This window comes from Pseudomonas sp. 313 (assembly GCF_000316965.1).
GTDB lineage: Bacteria > Pseudomonadota > Gammaproteobacteria > Pseudomonadales > Pseudomonadaceae > Chryseomonas > Chryseomonas benzopyrenica.
This window is the reverse complement of record NZ_ANBZ01000037.1, coordinates 38934-57039: the sequence shown is the minus strand read 5'-3', so window position 1 is coordinate 57039 and position 18106 is coordinate 38934. Positions and strand designations below refer to the sequence as shown.

Genomic DNA, 18106 nt, shown 5'->3' with positions numbered 1-18106 from the left:
AATGGAGAAATATTTCGGGAAGCTGCGAGAAGTACGAATCTCCCTTGCTTAAGAATCTTTGAGGGCTTGACCTTCCAGCTCACGCTTCAGAAAAGTCCAGTCGACCAAAGCTTCCAACGTCGGGCCGAGCGCGAGGCCAAGTTCGCCGAGAGCGTATTCCACCTTCGGTGGCACTTGTGGAAAGAGCGTCCGCGTGACGATCCCGTCTTTCTCTAATTCCTTGAGCTGCTGGATCAGCATCTTCTGGTTCACGCCTTCAACCCGGCGCTGAAGCTCGGAGAAACGTAACGGGCCTTTGGCTGCGAATAGCTGGACAATGATGACCATCTTCCACTTTCCCTCCAGAACCCGGAGCGCTTCGCTCGTTGCGGCTGCCCAGACAAGCTGTTGCTTGGGGTCCTCACACTTCCAATCTCTATCCAATGCCACCTTACCCACCTTTTGGTGGGTATCCCACCTTTTAGTGGGTTCTTGCCTGAATTATACATAGTACCTAGTGTAGGAGCATTAGCAAACTAGAGGTATTGCATGAATACTCCACTCAAGCTGCTCAACGCCGCCAATGAAAACGACACTCTCACGTTCCAGGATACCGCGCGCATCAGGCGATCCTTTCGTGGATTTCTCGATACGCCCATACCGGACACAGTTTTGCAGGACGTATTGCACGATGCGCAATGCGCCCCGTCCAACTGCAACACCCAGCCGTGGAGTGTCCACATCGTTTCAGGTGCCAAGCTGGCCGGACTTTCCGAAATCATCCATTCAAAGAACGATATGGGCGAATTCACACCGGACTTCACGTTTGAGATGAGCGAGTTTTACGGCTCGTACGGCGAGCGAAAGGACGCCCAAGGGAAAGCGTACTACGAGGCGATGAACGTCATGAGGGCAGACAAGGAGGGCCGCAAACGTGCTGCCGCAATGAACTACTCATTCTTCAACGCACCGCATGTCGCGCTGCTGTTCATGCCTTCCTTCGGTGACAATGTCCGCGTGGCTGGAGACATCGGAATGTACGGGCAAACGTTCCTGCTGTCGCTGGCGGCTCGTGGTCTCGGCGGTATTCCACAGACGTCGCTAGGCTTCTTCGCGGGAACAATCCGAGAGTATCTCGGTATCCCGGATGAGCTAAAAATGCTCTTCGGCATTTCCTTCGGCTACCCCGACGAAGAGGCGCCGGGGAATCGTATGAGAATGGACCGTGTCCCCGTTTCCGAGAGCGTCACCTTCCATCGCTGAGTGCTATGTACAGAGTCGCTTTTTGAGGGATGTCGTCTATTCCGAGCACCGGCAAAAAGTCCGAAACCAGTCACCACTATCACGAGGATAATCACTGTGAAGATCGGCATTCTGGGTACTGGCCATATAGGGAAAACACTGGTCCAAAAGCTGAGCGCGGTAGGTCATGACGTAAAGGTGGCCAACTCACGCGGACCTGAGACGGTAGATCCTGAACTGCTTGCATGTGGTGCCCGCGCCGCCACCTCGACCGGGGCGGTCGCTGACGTAGACGTCGTCATCCTGTCGATACCTCTCGCCGCGATCCCGAAGATTGCTTCGTTAGTATCGCGGCTTCCTGACGAAACTGTCGTAATCGACACGTCCAACTATTATCCGTTCCGAGACGAAAAGATCGAGGCTATCGAGGGCGGTCAGGTTGAAAGCGTCTGGGTTGCCGAACAGCTCGGTCGACCAATTGCCAAGGCATGGAATGCAATTGGCTCAGCTTCCTTCGCCAAGAAGAGCAAGCCGGAGGGAGCCTCTCACCGAATTGCGATCCCTGTTGCAGCTGACAGGGACAGGGATCGCGCCATCGCCATGGCCCTGGTTAATGATAGTGGCCTGGATGCCTACGACGCGGGCTCGCTCGCAGACTCCTGGCGTCAGCAGCCGGGCGCGCCGGTCTATTGTACGGACCTGACGCTTCCTGAGTTACGCCCGGCTCTAGACGCTGCCGAACGCGAAAGGCTGCCGAAGCGCCGGGACCTCGGAGTTGCCGTAATTCAGGAGCGGCTCGGCGACGGCACTACCAATCCGGATGAGGACTGGGGTGTACGTTTGCTCCGTGCCATCAACATGTAACGATGCCATTAAGGCGACTAGGACACTTTGTCGCCAACGGTAGCCAGATGGCGAGGGCACTGGGCCCCTGCCACCATCCGTGTGTCAGCCTCGCAAGCTGTTGGCGGATCACCCAAGCCGTCCGGCGGCTTCAGGCATCCAAGAGCAGCAAGAAACGACATGACCACTAGACAGATGCTCATCGGAATGGTTTTCGGTAATGGCTATGGCTCTCAGGCGGGAGCTTGGCGGTGGCCGGGCGTTGATGCCACGAACTTCACGAACTTCGATAACTTAGTCCGCTACGCCCAGCAAGCTGAGCGCGGCAAATTTCAGTTCCTGTTCATGCCTGACTTCCCAGCGTTGAAGGCCGACATCGCCACTGACGCGCAGCATGTCCACATGGAGCCTATGATGACGCTCGCAGCGGTCGCGCGCGGGACCGAGCGGATAGGGCTGGTAGCGACAGGATCGACGACTTTCACCGAACCCTTCAACCTTGCGCGTCAGTTCAAGGCACTCGACCTGATGAGCCGCGGGCGGGCGGGCTGGAACGCGGTACCGACGAGCGACCCGATGGTAGCCGCAAATTACGGACGCGACTTGCCGCCGCGTGCGGAAAAATACGAGCGGCTACACGAGGTTATTCAGCTCGTCCAAGCACTGTGGGGCAGCTGGGGTCGTGACGCCTGGCTCCACGACAAGGAGGCTGGCCTATTCGCGAACTTGTCCGAGATTCGGCCGGTTAACCTACGCGGGCAACATGTAAGCTCCACCGGTCCGCTCGTACTCCCTCCGTCCGAACAAGGACAACCGGTAATCTTCCAGGCAGGCGGCGGCGAGCAGGGACAGGAGGTCGCGGGGCGTTATGCCAGCGGTGTGATTGGTGCGGTCTTCACGATCGAGGAAGCACGCGACGAGCGTATGGCGTTGCGAGCAGCGGCCGAACGCGCGGGACGCGATCCTGACGAGGTCAAATTTTTTGCAGGCCTCATGACGACCATCGCAGCAGATCGCCGTGCAGGGCTGAATCGTCGCATCGCAATGAACGGAAACGTTCTTGCACAAAGCCTCGGCTATCTCGGTCGGTTGCTCGGGCTTCCGCTTAAGCATGCTCCCCTTGATGAGCCCCTGTCGCCTGAACAGCTCGCCCAAGCCAAGCCATCACCATATGATCCCCGTTCCGAAAACGCTTTAAAGATCGCCAAAGAAGGCTGGACGCTGCGTGACGTCCTGGCGCACGGTGTCATTGACTACCACCCGACGGTCGTAGGTCCACCGGTTGAAGTCGCCAACCACATGCAAAAGTGGTTCGAGGCCGAAGCTGTAGACGGTTTCTGGTTATGCCCGGACGTCTTTGAAGACGGGTTGCCCCCGCTTGTCGACGAAGTGATACCGCTTCTTCAGGATCGCGGCCTGTTTCATTGGGATTATGAGGGAACTACGCTCCGCGATCATCTTGATGTACCTGGTCAATACGGGCGCGATCCTCGTCTCTAATGCCGCTTGCAGCTACGAGGGAGGCAAGTTCGCTTCAAGACTAGCTGCAAAAATGCCGGGAGCAGAGGTCAGCGAGCTGTGCCCGTTTGACCTTCGGACGTCTGCTTTGGCCGACTTCTGCCAGTGCTGACCGGCAGCTTTGGGTCGGATAGCGACGGCCCCGCAGCCGTCGCCAGGTCATGCGGCTAAACCTCTGTCTGCTCGGCCATCTCCAGAGCGTCGTCTACCTCGATGCCAAGGTACCTGACAGTGCTTTCCAGCTTCGTATGGCCCAGTAAGAGCTGTACGGCCCTGAGGTTCTTGGTCCTGCGGTAGATCAGCGACGCCTTGGTTCGCCTCAGGGTATGGGTTCCGTACAAGGCTGGATCCAGACCAACCGCTGTCACCCAGGCTTTGACGATCCGTGCGCACTGTCGGGTGGACATATGCTCGGAGTGGGCAGGCCTACTTGGGAAGAGGAAGTTCTCGCTTCGAAGCTTGGCACGGCCTATCCAAGCCTCCACAGCTGAGCGTGTCTGCTCTGTGATCTCAAACTGCACCGGAAGGTGAGTTTTTAGCTGCATCACGATAGCTGTCGGTGAGACATGCCCCCGTGGGCTATGTCCCGCACGCGCAGCCTGGTGAGGTCACAGGCGCGCAGCTTGCTATCGATTGCCAGGTCAAATAGAGCCAAGTCCCTGGTTTTCTCCGCAAGCTGGAGTCTGACGCGGATAGCCCAGATATCCCTAATCCGGAGCGGGGCTTTCTGACCAACGAGCTTTCCCTTGTTCCAAGGCTCGTGACTAACGACTGCTATCGCTTTCATGGCTTGTTCTCCTCAGTTAGGGAGTACAAGCATGGGCCCGACCATGGGACGGAGCTATCCGACACATCGGCCGGACGCCGAGGCGGAAACGGCCAAAAAAACGGTCGTCCGATATAGGTGCTTTGCTTGCCAGCAGGACTCTGGGGACAACTCGAAAGGTGAACGGGTCCGCACCTTACCCCGCAACGCCTGCTTTCTAGCTAAGCCTTGTGGGGCAGAGCAATTTACAGCGGTAATCCAGCCTCACTTGCAGCACTAGGCAACGTCCAAATGACTGCGAGCTGTTTGACGCGATCTTGGGTAAGTCTCGTCCAGCATGGGGTTGCAGATTAATTGCCGCTATGACGCGCCAAGTCGGACATTCGAACTACTGCTTTCCGAGAATATGTGTCCGTCGTCGCCAGGTCGTGACCTTGCGTAAAAGACGAGAGAGTTGCTCGACCGAGTAAGGCTTGTTGAGCAGCTCGAAGCCGTACGTGCCATTTTGCGCCAGGACATGGCTGTAGCCGGAGGTAAGCAGCACCGGTAGGTCATGATGGTCCTCGCGGATTCGATGCGCGAGATCGATGCCACTCATGCCCGGCATCACTACATCCGAAAACACGACATCGAATCGCTCAGCATTTTTCCTGAGCTCTGCCAGCGCCTCTTCCGCATTGGCAGCCAATACAGTGACATAACCTAGGTCGGTCAGCGCCTGTACGGCAACGTTGCCTACGTCGGTATTGTCCTCAACGACGAGTACGCGGGTACCCTGACCGTCTACCAGGGCTTCTGGCTCCGCTGTACCGATGGTCGGCAGAAATCCTACTGCGTGAGGAAGATAAAGCGTAAAGGTGGTGCCACGACCTAACTCGCTTTTGACGTCAACCTCACCACCGGACTGCTTGGCAAATCCGAACACCTGAGAGAGACCTAGGCCCGTTCCGTGACCGATCTCCTTGGTAGTAAAGAAGGGCTCGAAGATCTGCGCAAGATGCTCGTCTGCAATGCCGCTACCAGTGTCACTGATCGAGACCGCAACATAGTCACCTTGAACGGATGGATGTCTCCGGATCGCCGGCATCATCTCAACCCTATTTACGCTGATGGTGAGCTGGCCCTCACCGTTCATGGCATCGCGAGCATTCACGACCATGTTGACTAGGGCGGTATCAAACTGGTTTAGGTCAGCGCTGATATAGGAGGTCTGGCCGGGAAGCTCAGTCACGATTCTAATGCGCTGGCCGATGAGGGTTCCCAGCATGCTCGTCAAGGCATGGACGCTGTCGCACACATCAAACATCTCAGGGTTGAGCTTCTGCCGGCGCGCGAACGCCAAGAGCTGGCTGGTCACCTTCGAGGCTCGATCCACCGTCTCCGAGATGGCCGCAATGTAGCGCGCGTTACGGTCAGGCGCGAGATTAGGGCGTTTGAGCAGGTCAGTGGAGGCTCTGATCACGGTAAGCAGGTTATTGAAGTCGTGAGCTACTCCCCCCGTGAGCTGACCTATCGCCTCAATCTTCTGCGATTGGCGTAGCGCTTCCTGGGTAAGTCCTAACTCGGTTTCTGCATGCACGCGCGCCGAGATATCACGGGCGTAGTGAAACGCGCCCAGAATGCGGCCTTGGAGATCACGCAAGGGCGAGTAGGAAAACTCCCAGTGACGTACGCCAAGACGGGCATCACCGAAGACTTCCGTAACCGTATAGGACTCCCCCATCAAAGCGCGTGTCATGAAGCTGCGCATCACCAATGCTTGATCGGGCGGGAGTAGGTCGGGAAACACATCGCCTATCTGCATCCGGTAGCCGAACATGCGATAAAACTCATCACTGTGCGCTTGGTTGAAGGCAATGAGGCGTAGCTCAGTGTCAAACGCACAAATGGGGTCAGTGGATGATTGGATGATGTCCCGTGACAGCTGCAGCTCCGCAGTGCGCTGTCGGACCTGCTGCTCTAGCGTCTCGTTTAGACGGCGCAAAGCTTCATCTGCGCGGACCCGCCCGGTGGCATCGGTGACATGGTGAACGACCGCCACCACTTCACCCTCTTTACCGATAACAGGGGCGTTGACCGGTTCCCACCAGCGCTCTTCGAAGCCTCCTGAATCAAGAGGAACATCGTACTTCTGATCTGGCATCCGATCCGGCGCTTTGGTAGCGATCGCGCGCTCAATAGAGGCGCGCAAGTTCGTGACACCCGTAGCCATGGGATCAGCGGGGTTGTCGGGCATAGCGTCAAACAAGCCGCTACCGACCAGCCTGGCTCGTGTTTGTAGGGTCGCCGCCAAGTAGGCGTCATTGACGTCAATAATGGTGAACCGCGGACTGTCAACGTCCACCACTAGCATGGGGGCCGGTGCTGTTGAGAAGAGCACCTGACGGTCAAGGGCAGCGGTTGAGTCCAGTGGCCCGCTTGGCGAGTAGGCGCTATGTTCAGACATGCTCTTGGCTGTGCTGCGTCGAGGGCATGTCGGTAACTAGGCGATCGACTTGGCGCTCATCGTGCTGCAAAAGCCGAAGGGCTGCCCGGACAACCTCGCTGGCGCTGGCGAATCGGCCAGAATGCAAGCATGCCCGTATCAAGGCATCTTGTTCCGGGGTGATAGAGACGGTGAGGGTTCGACGGATAGGCATTCGTTATCGTGCGTTTTAAGACACTTTCTTACAAGCAGGATATCGAGCGCTGGTCGGGGGAACAGGACCGTACAGCCTGCGACGGAGGAGTGGTGCTTTCGAAACCGTTCAGGCACCCAGATACCCCGTACAACTGATTAAGGCTGACCTCCTCGCCAATGGTGTTTCACGCACCAGCCTCGAAATGATCGCTAGAGATTGTGGGGTCACTCGTGGAGCAGTGTATTGGCATTTCCAAGACAAGGTGCAGCTGGTCCTTGAGATGCTCAATCGCATCCGCATTCCACTCGACGAAGTGACCCAGCAGTTGCATGTGAATGAGGAGGGCGATTGTCTCAGGAGGCTGTATGAACTGAGCGTCGAGTGCATGGAGAAGTTCGTGCAGCCGGGGCGGGAGCGTCGTGTTATGACGATCCTTGTGCACCGATGCGAATTCACTGCGGAACTGCATGAAGTTGAACAGCGTGAGAGTGCCTTGACCCGCGAATTTGTAGCGCTCGTCGAAAGCCTCTTCGACGGCCAACAGCAACGCCTGCAAGCCGGGGTGACGCCGAGAAACGCCAGCCTACAGCTGCATAGCCTGTTTTGCGGCACGCTGGCTAGCATCCTTCGTGACTAAGACATCTTTGCGCCGCTCATGGATGTGCGACTGATCTTCACGCTTTACTTCAGGTCGCTGGTAAAAGACTTGCCATAACGGGTGGCGAGCGGTGCGCCAGTGGCGCAAGCGACCGGCCTTGAAGCCTTGCCACCGCGGGTTGCGTCACCGAACTGCCCTGGAATTTAGTTTTCCGCCTTCGGGGGGCGTTCCAGTAGGGCGATCCCCCTTTTCGGGCAGCGACCCGCACAATTTCGGGACGCTACCGCGTTCAGGCTGGCGCGCTCCCGGTCGCTACTTGAAGCTAGGGGTGTAATATCACCGCCTGGCCGTCGGGTAGGCCACCCACCCCCACTACCGGAACCTGACCCTTGCCCATTCCGGCCTGTTGCAGCGCCATGACGGCGCCGATGGCCATCTCGTCGTTATTGGCGACGATGGCGTAGAAGCGGGTCCCAGCGGTCAACAAATTGCTAGTCAGGTCCATGCCCTTGCTGCGATCCCAATCGGCGTTCTGCTGGGCGACCAGCTTGGTGTCGGGGGAAGGCCTTGAGGGCTTCCTTGAGACCCTCGGAGCGGCCGCGGGTGGCGTTCTGGGTCAGCTCGCCCATGGTCACGGCGATGCTGCCCTTGCCGTTCAGCTGCTTGGCGATAAACTGCCCCTACGACTGCCCCGCCTGCAGATCGTCCGAAGCGACGGCGACCACTCCGGCGGGCAGCTTGGGATCGTCCGGGCGCCGGTTGACGTATACCAGCGGAACCTTCTCGATGGTGGCGGCGCGGGTGATGTTGACGGTGGCGGCGGCGGTGTCCACCGGCAGCACGATCACGGCGTCCACGTTCTGCGCCAGGAAGTTCTGCACTTGGTTCAGCTGGCGGACGACGTCGCCCTGGGCATCGACGAAGGCGCGCATCTCGGCCAGGTACGCGTCGCGCAGCAGTTCGGCGTCGGAGCGCTGGGTGGTCTGGCTGATTCCTGCGACACCGTAGCAGACCAGCTCGCTGGTCCGGGCATCCCCGGCGGTCAGCATCCTCGCGCTGCCGAACACCTCACCGCGCACGTCGCAGCTGTACACCGCTTGGAAGTTGGCCTCGGCGGTGGCAATGGCGCCATTGTCGTAGCGGATGGTGACGACGGCGGTATTCAGTAGGCCCTTGTCGCGGAAGTCCGGGCGCACCAGGGCGTCAGCGACCGCGTACACCTGGGTCGGCCGGGCGCCCGGATTGAAGAAGTTAAGGGTGTCGAAGTCGTGGATCAGGGTTTCCAGGAAGATGGTCGAGGGCTTCACCGCCGCCGGGTTATGGAGCGCCGGATTGCGGGTGAGCGAGCGCAGCAGCTGGGGGGGCCGACACGTCCCTGGGTGATCAGCTCACGGGCGGTTCGCAAGCTGGTGGCGAGTCGCCGGTTGAAACCCACCTGCAGGGCGACGCCAGCTTCAGCGCAGGCGGCGATGGCCCGGTCTGCCTCTTCCAGGATCACGGCCATGGGCTTTTCGCAGAACACCGTCTGGCCGGCCCGGGCGGCGGCCACCACCAGCTCGGTCGAGAGCTTCTACAATGACAGGGTTGTCGAAGACGCAGCATGCAGCCGCTCGATGTCCTGCCGGGGTGGAGCACCAAACAAACGTCGATATTCTCGGCTGAACTGCGACGGGCTTTCATAGCCAACCGCGAACCCTGCCTTGCCTGCTGTCGCGCCCCCTATCAGCATCAGGCGGCGTGCTTCCTGTAATCGCAACTGCTTCTGATATTCGAGGGGCGTCATGCCTGTGATGCCTTTAAAATGCGCGTGAAGCGAAGATGTACTCATGCCAGCCTCGACGGCAATATCTTCAATCCTGATCTGACTGTCGAAGCGCTGCCGAATTGCGCCAATGGCGCGACCTACCTGGTTGACATGGCTGCCGGCCATTGCGACGTGTCGCAGCATCGGCCCATGCGGGCCGATGAGTAGCCGGTAAAGGATCTCACGCTCAATGAGCGGAGCCAGCGCCCGGATTGTCTCAGGCCGGTCGAGGAGTCGAACAAGTCTGCAAACTGCTTCGATAAGATCCGGATCACTTGGGTACACCCCAATTGCTGGTAAGTCGACGCGGGGCGCTGTACCGCTTTCTGCCATCATCAGCTCTGTGAGAAGCGCGGGATCGAATCCGAGTTTGCAGCAGAGGTAGGGCAGGTCTGGACTGGCATCGGTGACGTGACACAACAGAGGCATGTCGACGGAAACCACCAAATAGTGCGCCGCGTCGTAGACCACACTACGCTCGCCCATCGAAACGCGGTTAGACCCTTGGGCTATCAGACATAGCCCGGCCTCATAGACGACAGGTGTCGGAACGCTAGGGCGATCTACATAGACCAACGACAAGCGTGGTATGGCTGTGGCGCAAAGGCCCGTATCAGGGGCATGGCGATAGATTGCCTGCGCGAGTTCCTTCATCCTATCCATGAAGCTACCTCTGAGCTCAAATCGACGCGCTAGCCAGTGCTGCTCGTAATCTTAGAGGATTGTGCAAAGATTTCGTAGGATCGCGCTACCGCGTTCAGAAAACTAAGTGACATTCTGATTCCGTCATTTGAAGACGGAGATAGCGAATCATGACCTCAAAAATCGATAAGGTTGTACTCATCACTGGCGCATCGAGTGGCATCGGCGAGGCTACGACGCGGGAGCTTGCGGCGGCGGGCGCTCGGCTTTTCATTGGTGCGCGTCGTGGCACACGGTTGAAGGCGCTCGCAGACGAGCTTGGGGATAGCGTTGCCTGGCGTGAGCTCGACGTGACTGATGCTGCTGCATTCGACGCGTTCGCCGAAGCCGCAAAGGAGCGCTTCGGTCGGATCGACGCCCTGGTCAACAATGCAGGCGTCATGCCGCTATCGATGCTCGCGGCGCTCAAGAGAGACGAGTGGAAGCGGATGATCGACGTGAATATTCACGGCGTTCTCAACGGCATAGCGGCCGTACTGCCTGGGTTCATCATGCAAAAGAACGGACATATCATTAACGTTGCGTCAGTTGCAGCACGCATGGTGATACCGTCGTCTTCTGTCTATTCCGCGACCAAACATGCTGTACGTGTGATAACCGAAGGGTTGCGCCAAGAGCATGACATGATTCGCACGACGATCATCTCGCCCGGACCTACCGTAACCGAGCTTGGCCATGACGTCACTGACCCCAATATTACCGCAATGATCAAAGCGTCAATGCCGCAGGGACTATCTCCTAATGTAATTGCACGAGCGATCCGCTATGCGCTAGAGCAGCCAGACGACGTCGATGTCAACGAGCTCGTCATACGTCCAACGGCCTGGGCAATGTAGGGTTGGAAAGAGGTTTGGCAGAGATCTTCATGAGTTCCGCCAGCCCACCGTTGTTCCTGACGTCAGGTTCGACGGTGTCTACGATCTGCCGCTCGATGAATCGACCGAAGCCCCGGCAAGTGCAGAGACGCTCGCTAGTGGCGAGGGAGGCGCGTTCGCGTTTGCAGTCTTTTCGATGGCTGTCATATCGAAGGCTTTGAAAATTAGCCCCTGTAAACTGAGATATCCATGCGCCGTACGAAGGAAGACGCTGAGAATATTCGGCAGACCATTCTGGATGCAGCTGAAGCGTTATTTTTCACCAATGGTGTATCGCGCACCAGCCTTGAAATGATCGCCAGAGATTGCGGAGTCACTCGAGGAGCAGTGTATTGGCACTTCAAGGACAAGGCCCAACTTCTCCGTGAGTTATTCGACCGAATCCGCATTCCGCTCGACAAAGTCAACCAGCAATTGCTTGCGGATGGAGAGGGCGACTGCTTGATGAGGCTGTACGAACTGTGCGTCGAATGCATGGAAAAGTTCGTTCAGCCGGGACGGGAGCGTCGGGTCATGACCATCCTTGTGCACCGCTACGAGCTAACTCAGGACATACATGAATTTGAGCAGCGGGAGAATGCCTTGACCCGTGAATTCGTAGCGCTCCTCGAACGCCTCTTCGACGGCCAACAGCAGCGCCTGCAGGTCGGGATCACACCGAGAAGTGCCAGCCTACAGCTGCATAGCTTCTTTTTCGGCACCTTGGCTAGCATCCTTCGTGACCGAGAGGTCTTCGAGCCGCTCCTGGATGTTCGGCTGACCTTCAACCTCTACTTCAGGTCGCTGGTGAAAGACTGGTCTTGAGGGCAAATGGCCGGGGCGACACCGGCCTGGCAGCGGCCGGTGTCGCCCGGTATTAGACAGCCGTAATTGTCGACCTTCCTATTGTTAGAGTCGATGCCGTGGTGTCGCGGGAAGTCTTCTTCCACCTTCTAAGGGCTCTCCTGCGGCGCGATCTGTTGCCGCCACCACCGACGCACATTCACTACCTGTCCGTAGTAAGCCGAGGGCTTCGTCGCGACCGCCCTGCTGCGTAACGGCGTGACGCCCAGCTTCCGCCAGATCGCATTGCCCGACGCCTCCTCGACGCCGGGGCGCTGCCGACCCTGCACGACCGCTACGGCATCTCCACCACCGCGGTCTGCCAGCAGATCAAGGCTTGGTTGTAAGAGGCCTGGTTGCGAGGTCGTCCAAGGCGCCGGCGCACGCCTAGCGGCCTCGCCTCGACGGGCCTTTTCTCCTCATCCAGTGCCTACCTCGGGCGCACTCGATGATGCCTGTGCCCAGCCGGCGAATCGGCATACCGTCGGCGTCGGGTAGGCGGTCCTAGGTGCTCTCCCTCGGCAGCTACAGCCTGCGGCTGACGCCAGAACCTAGACAGTGCCTATCGCTGTTGACGCCCAACTCCAGCAGCCAGAGCAACCTGCTCGGCTTGGCGCTGAATGACATGCCGCCCACTACCCATAGCTGCCGTTGGCGGAGAGCAGCTAGCGGCCAAAAGCGGAGATAGACAAGTGACTGCTACCGATCCTTCACATCCATTCAAATGCCAACGACGTACGTTGGTAAGCTGCCCACCGCTGCCCGAAGCCAGATAGCTGCGCTGCAGCAGTGCGTGCGAAAGGTGTGCTTATCACCGGCGTCTGAGGCTAAAAAAAACCCGCTCCGTGGAGCAACGGGCGGGCAAGAGCATTCGCTAGGTAGCTATGCGGGCTACCGAATGAAGTTATCACACGGCTATCAAACGCTTTCGTGGATGTAAATAGAAATTCACGGGGGATTGGTTTCGCGGGATCTGAAGTGGATTAATCGGTTTGTTCGTCGTCCGGGCCCATATCTATTCATATGGCGATCGCTCAGTTCGCGACGTCGATCACGACCTTGCCGACGTGGTTGCCGCTCTTTAGCCGCTGATAAGCTGCCTGGTAGTCCGCGAACGGGAAGGTCTGATCGAGGACCGGATGCATCTCGTGCAGAGCCATGGCCCGCAGCAGTGCCTCGAAGTTCGCCCTCGGCCCGATCGCCGTTCCCGCTACGTGAAGGCTGCGCGAGAGAATATCGATCGGCGGGAGGCCGCCGCCGAAGCCGCTGGTGAAGCCAACCAGCGTGATGTCGCCGCCCTTGCGGGTTGCCGCCGCCGACTTCACGATCGTCTTCTCGCCTGCGATGTCGATGGTCTTGTCGACGCCTCGGCCGTCTGTGAGGGCGAGGATTTCCTTGTCCCAGTCGGGATGGGTTCGGTAGTTGACCACGGCCGCGGCTCCTAGCGCCTTGAGACGTTCCGCCTTCTCATCGGACGATGTGATCGCGAGGACCTTCGCGCCGAACATCGTCGCCACTTGGAGCGAGAAGAGCGCAACGCCCCCTGTGCCCTGAACCAGCACCGTCTCACCCGCTTGGAGGGGCGACGACAGGTTGAGCCCGGTCCAGGCGGTGACAGCGGCGCACGGTAGAGACGCTGCTTCGGCGTAGGACATGTAGTCCGGCAGGTGAACGATAGCGTTCTCGTGGACCTTGATCTGCTCGGCCAGCCAACCGTCGGTAGTCATGCCGAGGCTGTGGAGCTGATACTCCGGACGCGGGGGTCCGCCGATCCAGTGCGGGTGGCATGAGGCACTGACGCGATCGCCCACCTTCGTGCGCGTCACGGCTTCACCGATCGCGACGACCTCGCCCGCTCCATCCGAAAGGGGCGTGCCGTTCGGCTTGGTCGGCCCGCCATACTCGCCATCAAGGATGGCCTGGTCGCGGTAGTTGAGGGAGGCCGTCTGAACCTTGATCACCACATCATAAGGCCCTGGCGTCGGCACGGCCTCGTCGTGCAGTTCCAGGCCCGGCTTGTCGCCGGATGTCCATCGAACAACCTTCATCGTCCTCGTCATCGTCATCGTCCTCGCTGGTTCGGCGTAGCCGTCCTCGTTCTGAGGGTAGAACGGGCATCAGCTCGTTCGGGCTGTAGCCGCAAAATTGCTTTGGGGGCAAAATTAGAGGTAGCTATAGGTATATGCAAGAACCTACCGATAGGTTTGTTACCCACCAAAAGGTAAGTTAAGTGAAACGAGATTGGAGATGCGAAGACCCTCAGCAGCAGCTCGTATGGGCGGCTGCAACGAGCGAGACCCTGCGGGTTCTTGAGGGAAAGTGGAAGATAGTCATCATCGTCCAGCTCTTCGCAGCTAAGGCGCCGGTGCGATTCTCAGAACTGGAAAAGCGGGTTGAGGGCGTGAGTCAAAAGATGCTGATCCAGCAACTTAAGGAACTGGAGAAAAACGGGATCATCACGCGGACGGTCTACCCGCAAGTTCCACCCAAGGTGGAGTATGCGCTAAGCGAGCTAGGGCTCGCGCTTGGCCCGTCGATCGAGGCGTTGATCGATTGGGCCTTCTTGAAGTGCGAAGCCAGTCGCGGTGCACTGCTGGAAGGATAGATGCCGACCTTTCGGCCCTTGCGTATGGAAGGCTGCTTTCCAACGTTCATCGCTGGTATTTGAATGGCTGTGAAAGATCGGTAGCAGTCGCTTGTCGACGTCCGCTTCTGGCCGGTAGCTGCCCACCGCCAACGACAGCTTTGGGTCGGTAGCGGTCGCTTGTCGACATGCGTTTCTGGCCGCCAGCAGCCATACAATGATCACATCACGGTATTCATTTTCTAGGACCGGTGAACTGAGCGTGTCGCGTAAGCGAGTATGTCTCTATCGGCTTTCCGTAGGCTTCAGGGGTGTAGGGTCAAGCCCATACTCATCGGCCTAACCTAAACTTCTTCAAGCTTCTACATGAAGTGGCATGAGTGCCTACGTAAACCCAAGCGAGGCAAGGTGTTGCGGGATTACAGTTGTGAGCGGACGTGGCTGAACCAGAGATCGCTGCCTGGACAAGAGCCCGCGTCGCACCTGATACCCCTGCGAGTCAAACCGCCAATACCTCAGCCAAATGCTCCCCTTCCAACCAACCCCTGATATCACTCGCCCGCATGGGCTTGGCGAACAGATAACCCTGCGCCCTGGTACAACCAAGATTCTTCAGCGCACCCAGTTCCGCAGCGGTTTCCACCCCTTCCACGATGCATTCCAGCTGCATGTCCTGGCACAGGGCGATCAGGGATTTGACGATCTTGAAGCTGGCCGGGTCGAGGTGGAGGTTGGTGACGAAGGTGCGGTCCACCTTGAGTTTGGTCAGCGGCAGCGCGTGGATCTGGCTCAGGCTGGAATAGCCGGTGCCGAAGTCGTCGAGGGAGATGCCACAGCCCAGTGCGCGAAAGCGGCTGATGGCGCGCTGGGTCTGGGGCAGGTCCTGGATGGCGGCGGTTTCGGTGATTTCCAAGTCGAGGCAGGCCGGGTCGAAGCCGCTGCGCTTGATCAGTTCGACGATCTGCTGGGCCGCGTCTTCCGAGCCGCAGTCGTGGGCGGAGAGGTTGAAGGCCAGGCGGATGCCCGTGGGCCAGCGCACGGCCGCGTTCAGGGCCTTGCTCAGCAGGGGCAGGGTGAGGCGATTGACCATGCCGACGCGCTCGGCGGTGGCGATGAAATCACCCGGTGGCACGTTGCCCAGCTCCGGGCTTTCCCAGCGGGCGAGGGCCTCGAAGGCTACGGTCTGCTTGCTGTGGAGGTCCACGATGGGCTGGAAGACCATGTAGAACTCGCGCTCCAGGTCGGCTCGGCGCAGGGCCTGTTCGGTCAGGCCTTCGCGATTGAGTTGCTGGCGATGGGCGGTGCTGAACAGGCAGGCCGTGCCGGGGCGGTGGCGCTTGCTCTGGTACAGGGCGTAGTCGGCGTGCTCATAGACGTCCGTGGCGGAAAAGGCCTGGTCCGGAAAGGTCGCGAGGCCCAGCGAGCCACTGATCTGGATGGGCAGGTCCACCAGCAGGAAGGGCTCGCGCAGGCTGGCGCAGACCCTTTCGCCAAAGGCCCGCAGCTGCTCATCGTTCAAGACCCCGGTGATGATGAGGCTGAATTCGTCGCCGCCCAGGCGGGCCAGGTGCACGTCCTCGTCGAGCAGTCCGCTCAGGCGCTGGCCGACCTGATAGAGCAGTCGGTCGCCCACGCTGTGGCCATAGAGATCGTTGACCGGCTTGAAGCCGTCCAGATCGATCAGGCCCACGGCGAGACGGGTTCCCTGCGCGCGCGCATCGGCCAGCAGGCTATCGAGGCGGGCAAAGAACTGCCGTCGATTGGCGAGGCCGGTCAGGCTGTCCTGATTGGCCAGTTTGAGGTTTTCCTCGCTGAGCTTGGCTGTTTGCGCCTGCATGTTCACCAGCCGGGTGAAGTCCCCGTACTGCGCCTTGAGGATGACCAGCATGGCGATGGACACCAGCAGGACGTCGATCGCCGTGGCCACGAAGGTGCCGATGGTAGTGGAAGCGAAGAACACCACGAAGGCGGTGTTGACCACGGCGGTGGTGGCCAGGGCCGCTGGCAGCAGGTGCATCATGCAGAAGATGCAGCCGATCACGGTGATCGCCATGTAGAAGCCCACATGCGCCTGGGTATAGCTGTCGCCATAGGGAAACAGCGCCAGCGCCCAGGCGGTGAAGGCCGAGGCCACGATGGGCGCGAGCCTGTTGGTGCGCTTCAGGGCCGAGAGCATCTGCGCCGGATTGCGCGGCTGATTGCGCGTGCGGAACCATTCGGCCGCCCGGATCACGCCGAACAGCGTCATGAGCAACGGGCAATACACCACCAGCCAGCGCGGCGCGACGGCATAGTGGGTGCCGGCCAGCATCAGGGTGTTGGTCAGCAGGATGAAGTACATCATCGGCAGCTGGCGCGACAGCGCGAGGTATTGCGCCTTGACCAGGCCGGGATTGTCCTTGGGCACGGACATCAGGGCGCGCACGCCGAGCAGGACTCTCTTCATCGGGCAATGCTCTGAAAATACGACCAGGTAACCAACTGCACGGAATATCCTTTCCAGCCTGGGCGGCGCAGGGCTAAGGCTGCGCTCATGGGGAGGCTGTCGGCTGGCGCCGGCTTTTCTGCAGTCTTCGCGACTAATGGCACTTGGCCGGAGTTGCGGGCCTTTACCTTTCCAGGGCCGATACATTGCTGTGAAGCCTTTGGCGAAGGCCGGCTTTCCACGCCTGCGCGGTCTTCGCTTACCGTCAGGAAGCTGCACCTTCCTCGCGCGAAGCCCTGGACGCAGCCAATTGCCCGGGTGTTGCAGCGCCGGGTTCCACGGCACGTCTGCGTGGTACCCAGGCGACGACCGCATCGATGAAGGCACGCACCTGAGGCGGCAGGAAGGTACGGTCGGGATAGACCAGCGCGATATGCAGTTCAGTGCCGACGACGTCGGCTAGGACCTGCTGGAGCGCGCCACGCTCCAGGTCTCGCGCTACCAGGTCTTGGGGAAGAAGCGCGATGCCAAGCCCGGCTACGGCAGCCTCGCACAGCAGGGTGATGTCGTTCGAGAAGAAGGTGCCTTCCACATGAAGCTTGCTTCCGGAGGTCATGGGCCAGTGAGTGTCCGGGAGCTCGCCACGCGTGAAGCCGAGCAGGCAGTGGTGATGCTTGAGATCGTGGTGAGTGCGCGGTACGCCGCGAGCGGCCAGGTAAGCAGGCGCCGCAATGGCGATCATTCGGTCGCGCAAGAGGGTGCGGGCGATCAAGCCGGGCTCGAGCTGGCTGCTGGCCCTGAGCGCGACATCGTAGTCACCGCGAAGCAGGTCGACGTGATGGTTTGACGTGTGGATATGGACGCGTAGCTCGGGATAGCGCGCCGCGAATTCGCAGAGCATGGCATGGAAGCCAAAACCCGGGATGGGCGGCGTCGAGACGCGCAGATCACCGCGCACTACGTCGTCTGTCCTGCGCACGCTCTGCTCGGCAAGACGCACCGCCTCGAGTGCGATGCAGGCCTCCCGATAGAACACCTCGCCCACCTCGGTAAGGACCAGACTGCGCGTGGTGCGAAGCAGCAGGCGAGCGCCAAGACGTTCCTCGAGGCGGGCAAGACGTCTGCTCACGGTGGCCCGCGGAATGCACAATTCGGCCGCGGCGCGCGAAAGGGATTTGGCCTCGACCGTCTTGGTGAAGGCGACGAGTTCGGCTGTTTCTATTGGCTCGCTCATATGGATCAAATCATAGCAAGTGATGCCATTTTTTGGAGAGTTGATGCATCGGTCAGCCAAACGCAAGATGGCGTTCGAGTCACCCTGACAAGC

At 59.5% G+C, this 18106-nt stretch carries 15 protein-coding genes and 5 pseudogenes; 9 read left to right on the top strand and 11 right to left on the bottom strand.

Annotated elements, in window-relative coordinates; genetic code table 11:
- Positions 1 to 48: 48 nt before the first annotated feature.
- Positions 49 to 423: a helix-turn-helix domain-containing protein gene (locus tag C722_RS0108235; RefSeq protein ID WP_178121603.1), complete on the bottom strand. Its 375-nt coding sequence runs from the start codon at positions 421 to 423 to the stop codon at positions 49 to 51.
- Positions 424 to 528: 105 nt separating this feature from the next.
- Between C722_RS0108235 and C722_RS0108230 the strand changes: the two genes are divergently transcribed.
- From C722_RS0108230 to C722_RS0108220, 3 genes are all read left to right on the top strand, one after another.
- Positions 529 to 1242 carry a nitroreductase gene (locus C722_RS0108230; RefSeq protein ID WP_017640047.1) on the top strand — a complete coding sequence of 238 codons (714 nt, stop codon included), beginning with the start codon at positions 529 to 531 and terminating at the stop codon, positions 1240 to 1242.
- On the top strand, positions 1243 to 2085 hold the full coding sequence (locus tag C722_RS0108225) for an NADPH-dependent F420 reductase (RefSeq protein ID WP_256204531.1): 843 nt from the start codon (positions 1243 to 1245) through the stop codon (positions 2083 to 2085).
- Between the two features lie 159 nt (positions 2086 to 2244).
- Positions 2245 to 3564, top strand: a complete 1320-nt coding sequence (locus tag C722_RS0108220) for an NtaA/DmoA family FMN-dependent monooxygenase (protein WP_017640045.1) — start codon at positions 2245 to 2247, stop codon at positions 3562 to 3564.
- 185 nt (positions 3565 to 3749) lie between these two features.
- On the opposite strand, the pseudogene C722_RS24765 reads toward C722_RS0108220, so the two are convergent.
- The 3 genes and pseudogenes from C722_RS24765 to C722_RS26995 all read right to left on the bottom strand — a co-directional run bounded on the left by C722_RS24765 (position 3750) and on the right by C722_RS26995 (position 6987).
- Positions 3750 to 4369, bottom strand: a pseudogene (locus tag C722_RS24765) (tyrosine-type recombinase/integrase).
- A gap of 367 nt (positions 4370 to 4736) precedes the next feature.
- The gene (locus C722_RS25710) at positions 4737 to 6794 is read right to left on the bottom strand and encodes a PAS domain-containing sensor histidine kinase (protein ID WP_157225817.1); all 2058 of its coding nucleotides are present in this window, start codon (positions 6792 to 6794) and stop codon (positions 4737 to 4739) included.
- On the bottom strand, positions 6787 to 6987 hold the full coding sequence (locus C722_RS26995; RefSeq protein WP_081594578.1) for a type II toxin-antitoxin system ParD family antitoxin: 201 nt from the start codon (positions 6985 to 6987) through the stop codon (positions 6787 to 6789). Before C722_RS26995 ends, C722_RS25710 begins: the two co-directional genes overlap by 8 nt.
- Before the next feature lie 49 nt (positions 6988 to 7036).
- Between C722_RS26995 and C722_RS26990 the strand changes: the two are divergent.
- A pseudogene (locus C722_RS26990) lies at positions 7037 to 7240 on the top strand (TetR family transcriptional regulator); the annotation flags it as partial.
- 9 nt (positions 7241 to 7249) lie between these two features.
- Complete coding sequence (locus C722_RS24755) at positions 7250 to 7606, top strand: hypothetical protein (RefSeq protein ID WP_242455188.1); 357 nt, start codon at positions 7250 to 7252, stop codon at positions 7604 to 7606.
- Between the two features lie 295 nt (positions 7607 to 7901).
- On the opposite strand, the pseudogene C722_RS25700 reads toward C722_RS24755, so the two are convergent.
- From C722_RS25700 to C722_RS0108190, 3 genes and pseudogenes are all read right to left on the bottom strand, one after another.
- A pseudogene (locus C722_RS25700) lies at positions 7902 to 8490 on the bottom strand (substrate-binding domain-containing protein); the annotation flags it as partial.
- Positions 8482 to 9125 (bottom strand): annotated as a pseudogene (locus C722_RS26695) (Gfo/Idh/MocA family oxidoreductase); the annotation flags it as partial. The pseudogenes C722_RS25700 and C722_RS26695, both read right to left, overlap by 9 nt.
- A gap of 12 nt (positions 9126 to 9137) precedes the next feature.
- Entirely contained in the window at positions 9138 to 10025 is an 888-nt protein-coding gene (locus C722_RS0108190) for an AraC family transcriptional regulator (RefSeq protein WP_256204530.1), read from the bottom strand.
- A 158-nt stretch (positions 10026 to 10183) separates the two neighbouring features.
- Between C722_RS0108190 and C722_RS0108185 the strand changes: the two genes are divergently transcribed.
- Positions 10184 to 10909 carry an SDR family oxidoreductase gene (locus C722_RS0108185; RefSeq protein ID WP_017640039.1) on the top strand — a complete coding sequence of 242 codons (726 nt, stop codon included), beginning with the start codon at positions 10184 to 10186 and terminating at the stop codon, positions 10907 to 10909.
- Here the strand turns inward: C722_RS0108185 and C722_RS26985 are convergent.
- Entirely contained in the window at positions 10881 to 11135 is a 255-nt protein-coding gene (locus C722_RS26985; RefSeq protein WP_371099777.1) for an enolase C-terminal domain-like protein, read from the bottom strand. The genes C722_RS0108185 and C722_RS26985 overlap by 29 nt on opposite strands.
- A 2-nt stretch (positions 11136 to 11137) precedes the next feature.
- Here C722_RS26985 and C722_RS0108180 point away from each other — a divergent pair, with 2 nt between their 5' ends.
- Both C722_RS0108180 and C722_RS26150 read left to right on the top strand, forming a co-directional pair.
- Positions 11138 to 11752 (top strand): TetR family transcriptional regulator, encoded by a 615-nt coding sequence (locus C722_RS0108180; protein ID WP_017640038.1) that lies wholly within the window; start codon positions 11138 to 11140, stop codon positions 11750 to 11752.
- Between the two features lie 210 nt (positions 11753 to 11962).
- Positions 11963 to 12117: pseudogene (locus tag C722_RS26150) on the top strand (transketolase family protein); the annotation flags it as partial.
- Positions 12118 to 12804: 687 nt separating this feature from the next.
- Here C722_RS26150 and C722_RS0108175 read toward each other — a convergent pair.
- Positions 12805 to 13830 carry an NAD(P)-dependent alcohol dehydrogenase gene (locus C722_RS0108175; protein ID WP_017640037.1) on the bottom strand — a complete coding sequence of 342 codons (1026 nt, stop codon included), beginning with the start codon at positions 13828 to 13830 and terminating at the stop codon, positions 12805 to 12807.
- A gap of 170 nt (positions 13831 to 14000) precedes the next feature.
- On the opposite strand from C722_RS0108175, the gene C722_RS0108170 reads away from it, so the two are divergent.
- Positions 14001 to 14375 (top strand): helix-turn-helix domain-containing protein, encoded by a 375-nt coding sequence (locus C722_RS0108170; protein WP_017640036.1) that lies wholly within the window; start codon positions 14001 to 14003, stop codon positions 14373 to 14375.
- A gap of 478 nt (positions 14376 to 14853) precedes the next feature.
- Here the strand turns inward: C722_RS0108170 and C722_RS0108165 are convergent, their stop codons facing one another.
- Positions 14854 to 16800: a bifunctional diguanylate cyclase/phosphodiesterase gene (locus tag C722_RS0108165; RefSeq protein WP_017640035.1), complete on the bottom strand. Its 1947-nt coding sequence runs from the start codon at positions 16798 to 16800 to the stop codon at positions 14854 to 14856.
- Positions 16801 to 17044: 244 nt separating this feature from the next.
- Positions 17045 to 18079: a LysR family transcriptional regulator gene (locus C722_RS0108160; protein ID WP_256204529.1), complete on the bottom strand. Its 1035-nt coding sequence runs from the start codon at positions 18077 to 18079 to the stop codon at positions 17045 to 17047.
- Between the last annotated feature and the right edge of the window lie 27 nt (positions 18080 to 18106).

Excerpts from the sequence above, each read along its gene's own strand:
- C722_RS0108230 (WP_017640047.1), top strand. The coding sequence starts at position 529 with ATGAATACTCCACTCAAGCTGCTCAACGCCGCCAATGAAAACGACACT.
- C722_RS0108190 (WP_256204530.1), bottom strand. The coding sequence starts at position 10,025 with ATGAAGGAACTCGCGCAGGCAATCTATCGCCATGCCCCTGATACGGGC.
- C722_RS0108180 (WP_017640038.1), top strand. The coding sequence starts at position 11,138 with ATGCGCCGTACGAAGGAAGACGCTGAGAATATTCGGCAGACCATTCTG.
- C722_RS26995 (WP_081594578.1), bottom strand. The coding sequence starts at position 6,987 with ATGCCTATCCGTCGAACCCTCACCGTCTCTATCACCCCGGAACAAGAT.
- C722_RS25710 (WP_157225817.1), bottom strand. The coding sequence starts at position 6,794 with ATGTCTGAACATAGCGCCTACTCGCCAAGCGGGCCACTGGACTCAACC.
- C722_RS0108220 (WP_017640045.1), top strand. The coding sequence starts at position 2,245 with ATGACCACTAGACAGATGCTCATCGGAATGGTTTTCGGTAATGGCTAT.
- C722_RS24755 (WP_242455188.1), top strand. The coding sequence starts at position 7,250 with ATGCTCAATCGCATCCGCATTCCACTCGACGAAGTGACCCAGCAGTTG.
- C722_RS0108175 (WP_017640037.1), bottom strand. The coding sequence starts at position 13,830 with ATGACGAGGACGATGAAGGTTGTTCGATGGACATCCGGCGACAAGCCG.
- C722_RS0108185 (WP_017640039.1), top strand. The coding sequence starts at position 10,184 with ATGACCTCAAAAATCGATAAGGTTGTACTCATCACTGGCGCATCGAGT.
- C722_RS0108165 (WP_017640035.1), bottom strand. The coding sequence starts at position 16,800 with ATGAAGAGAGTCCTGCTCGGCGTGCGCGCCCTGATGTCCGTGCCCAAG.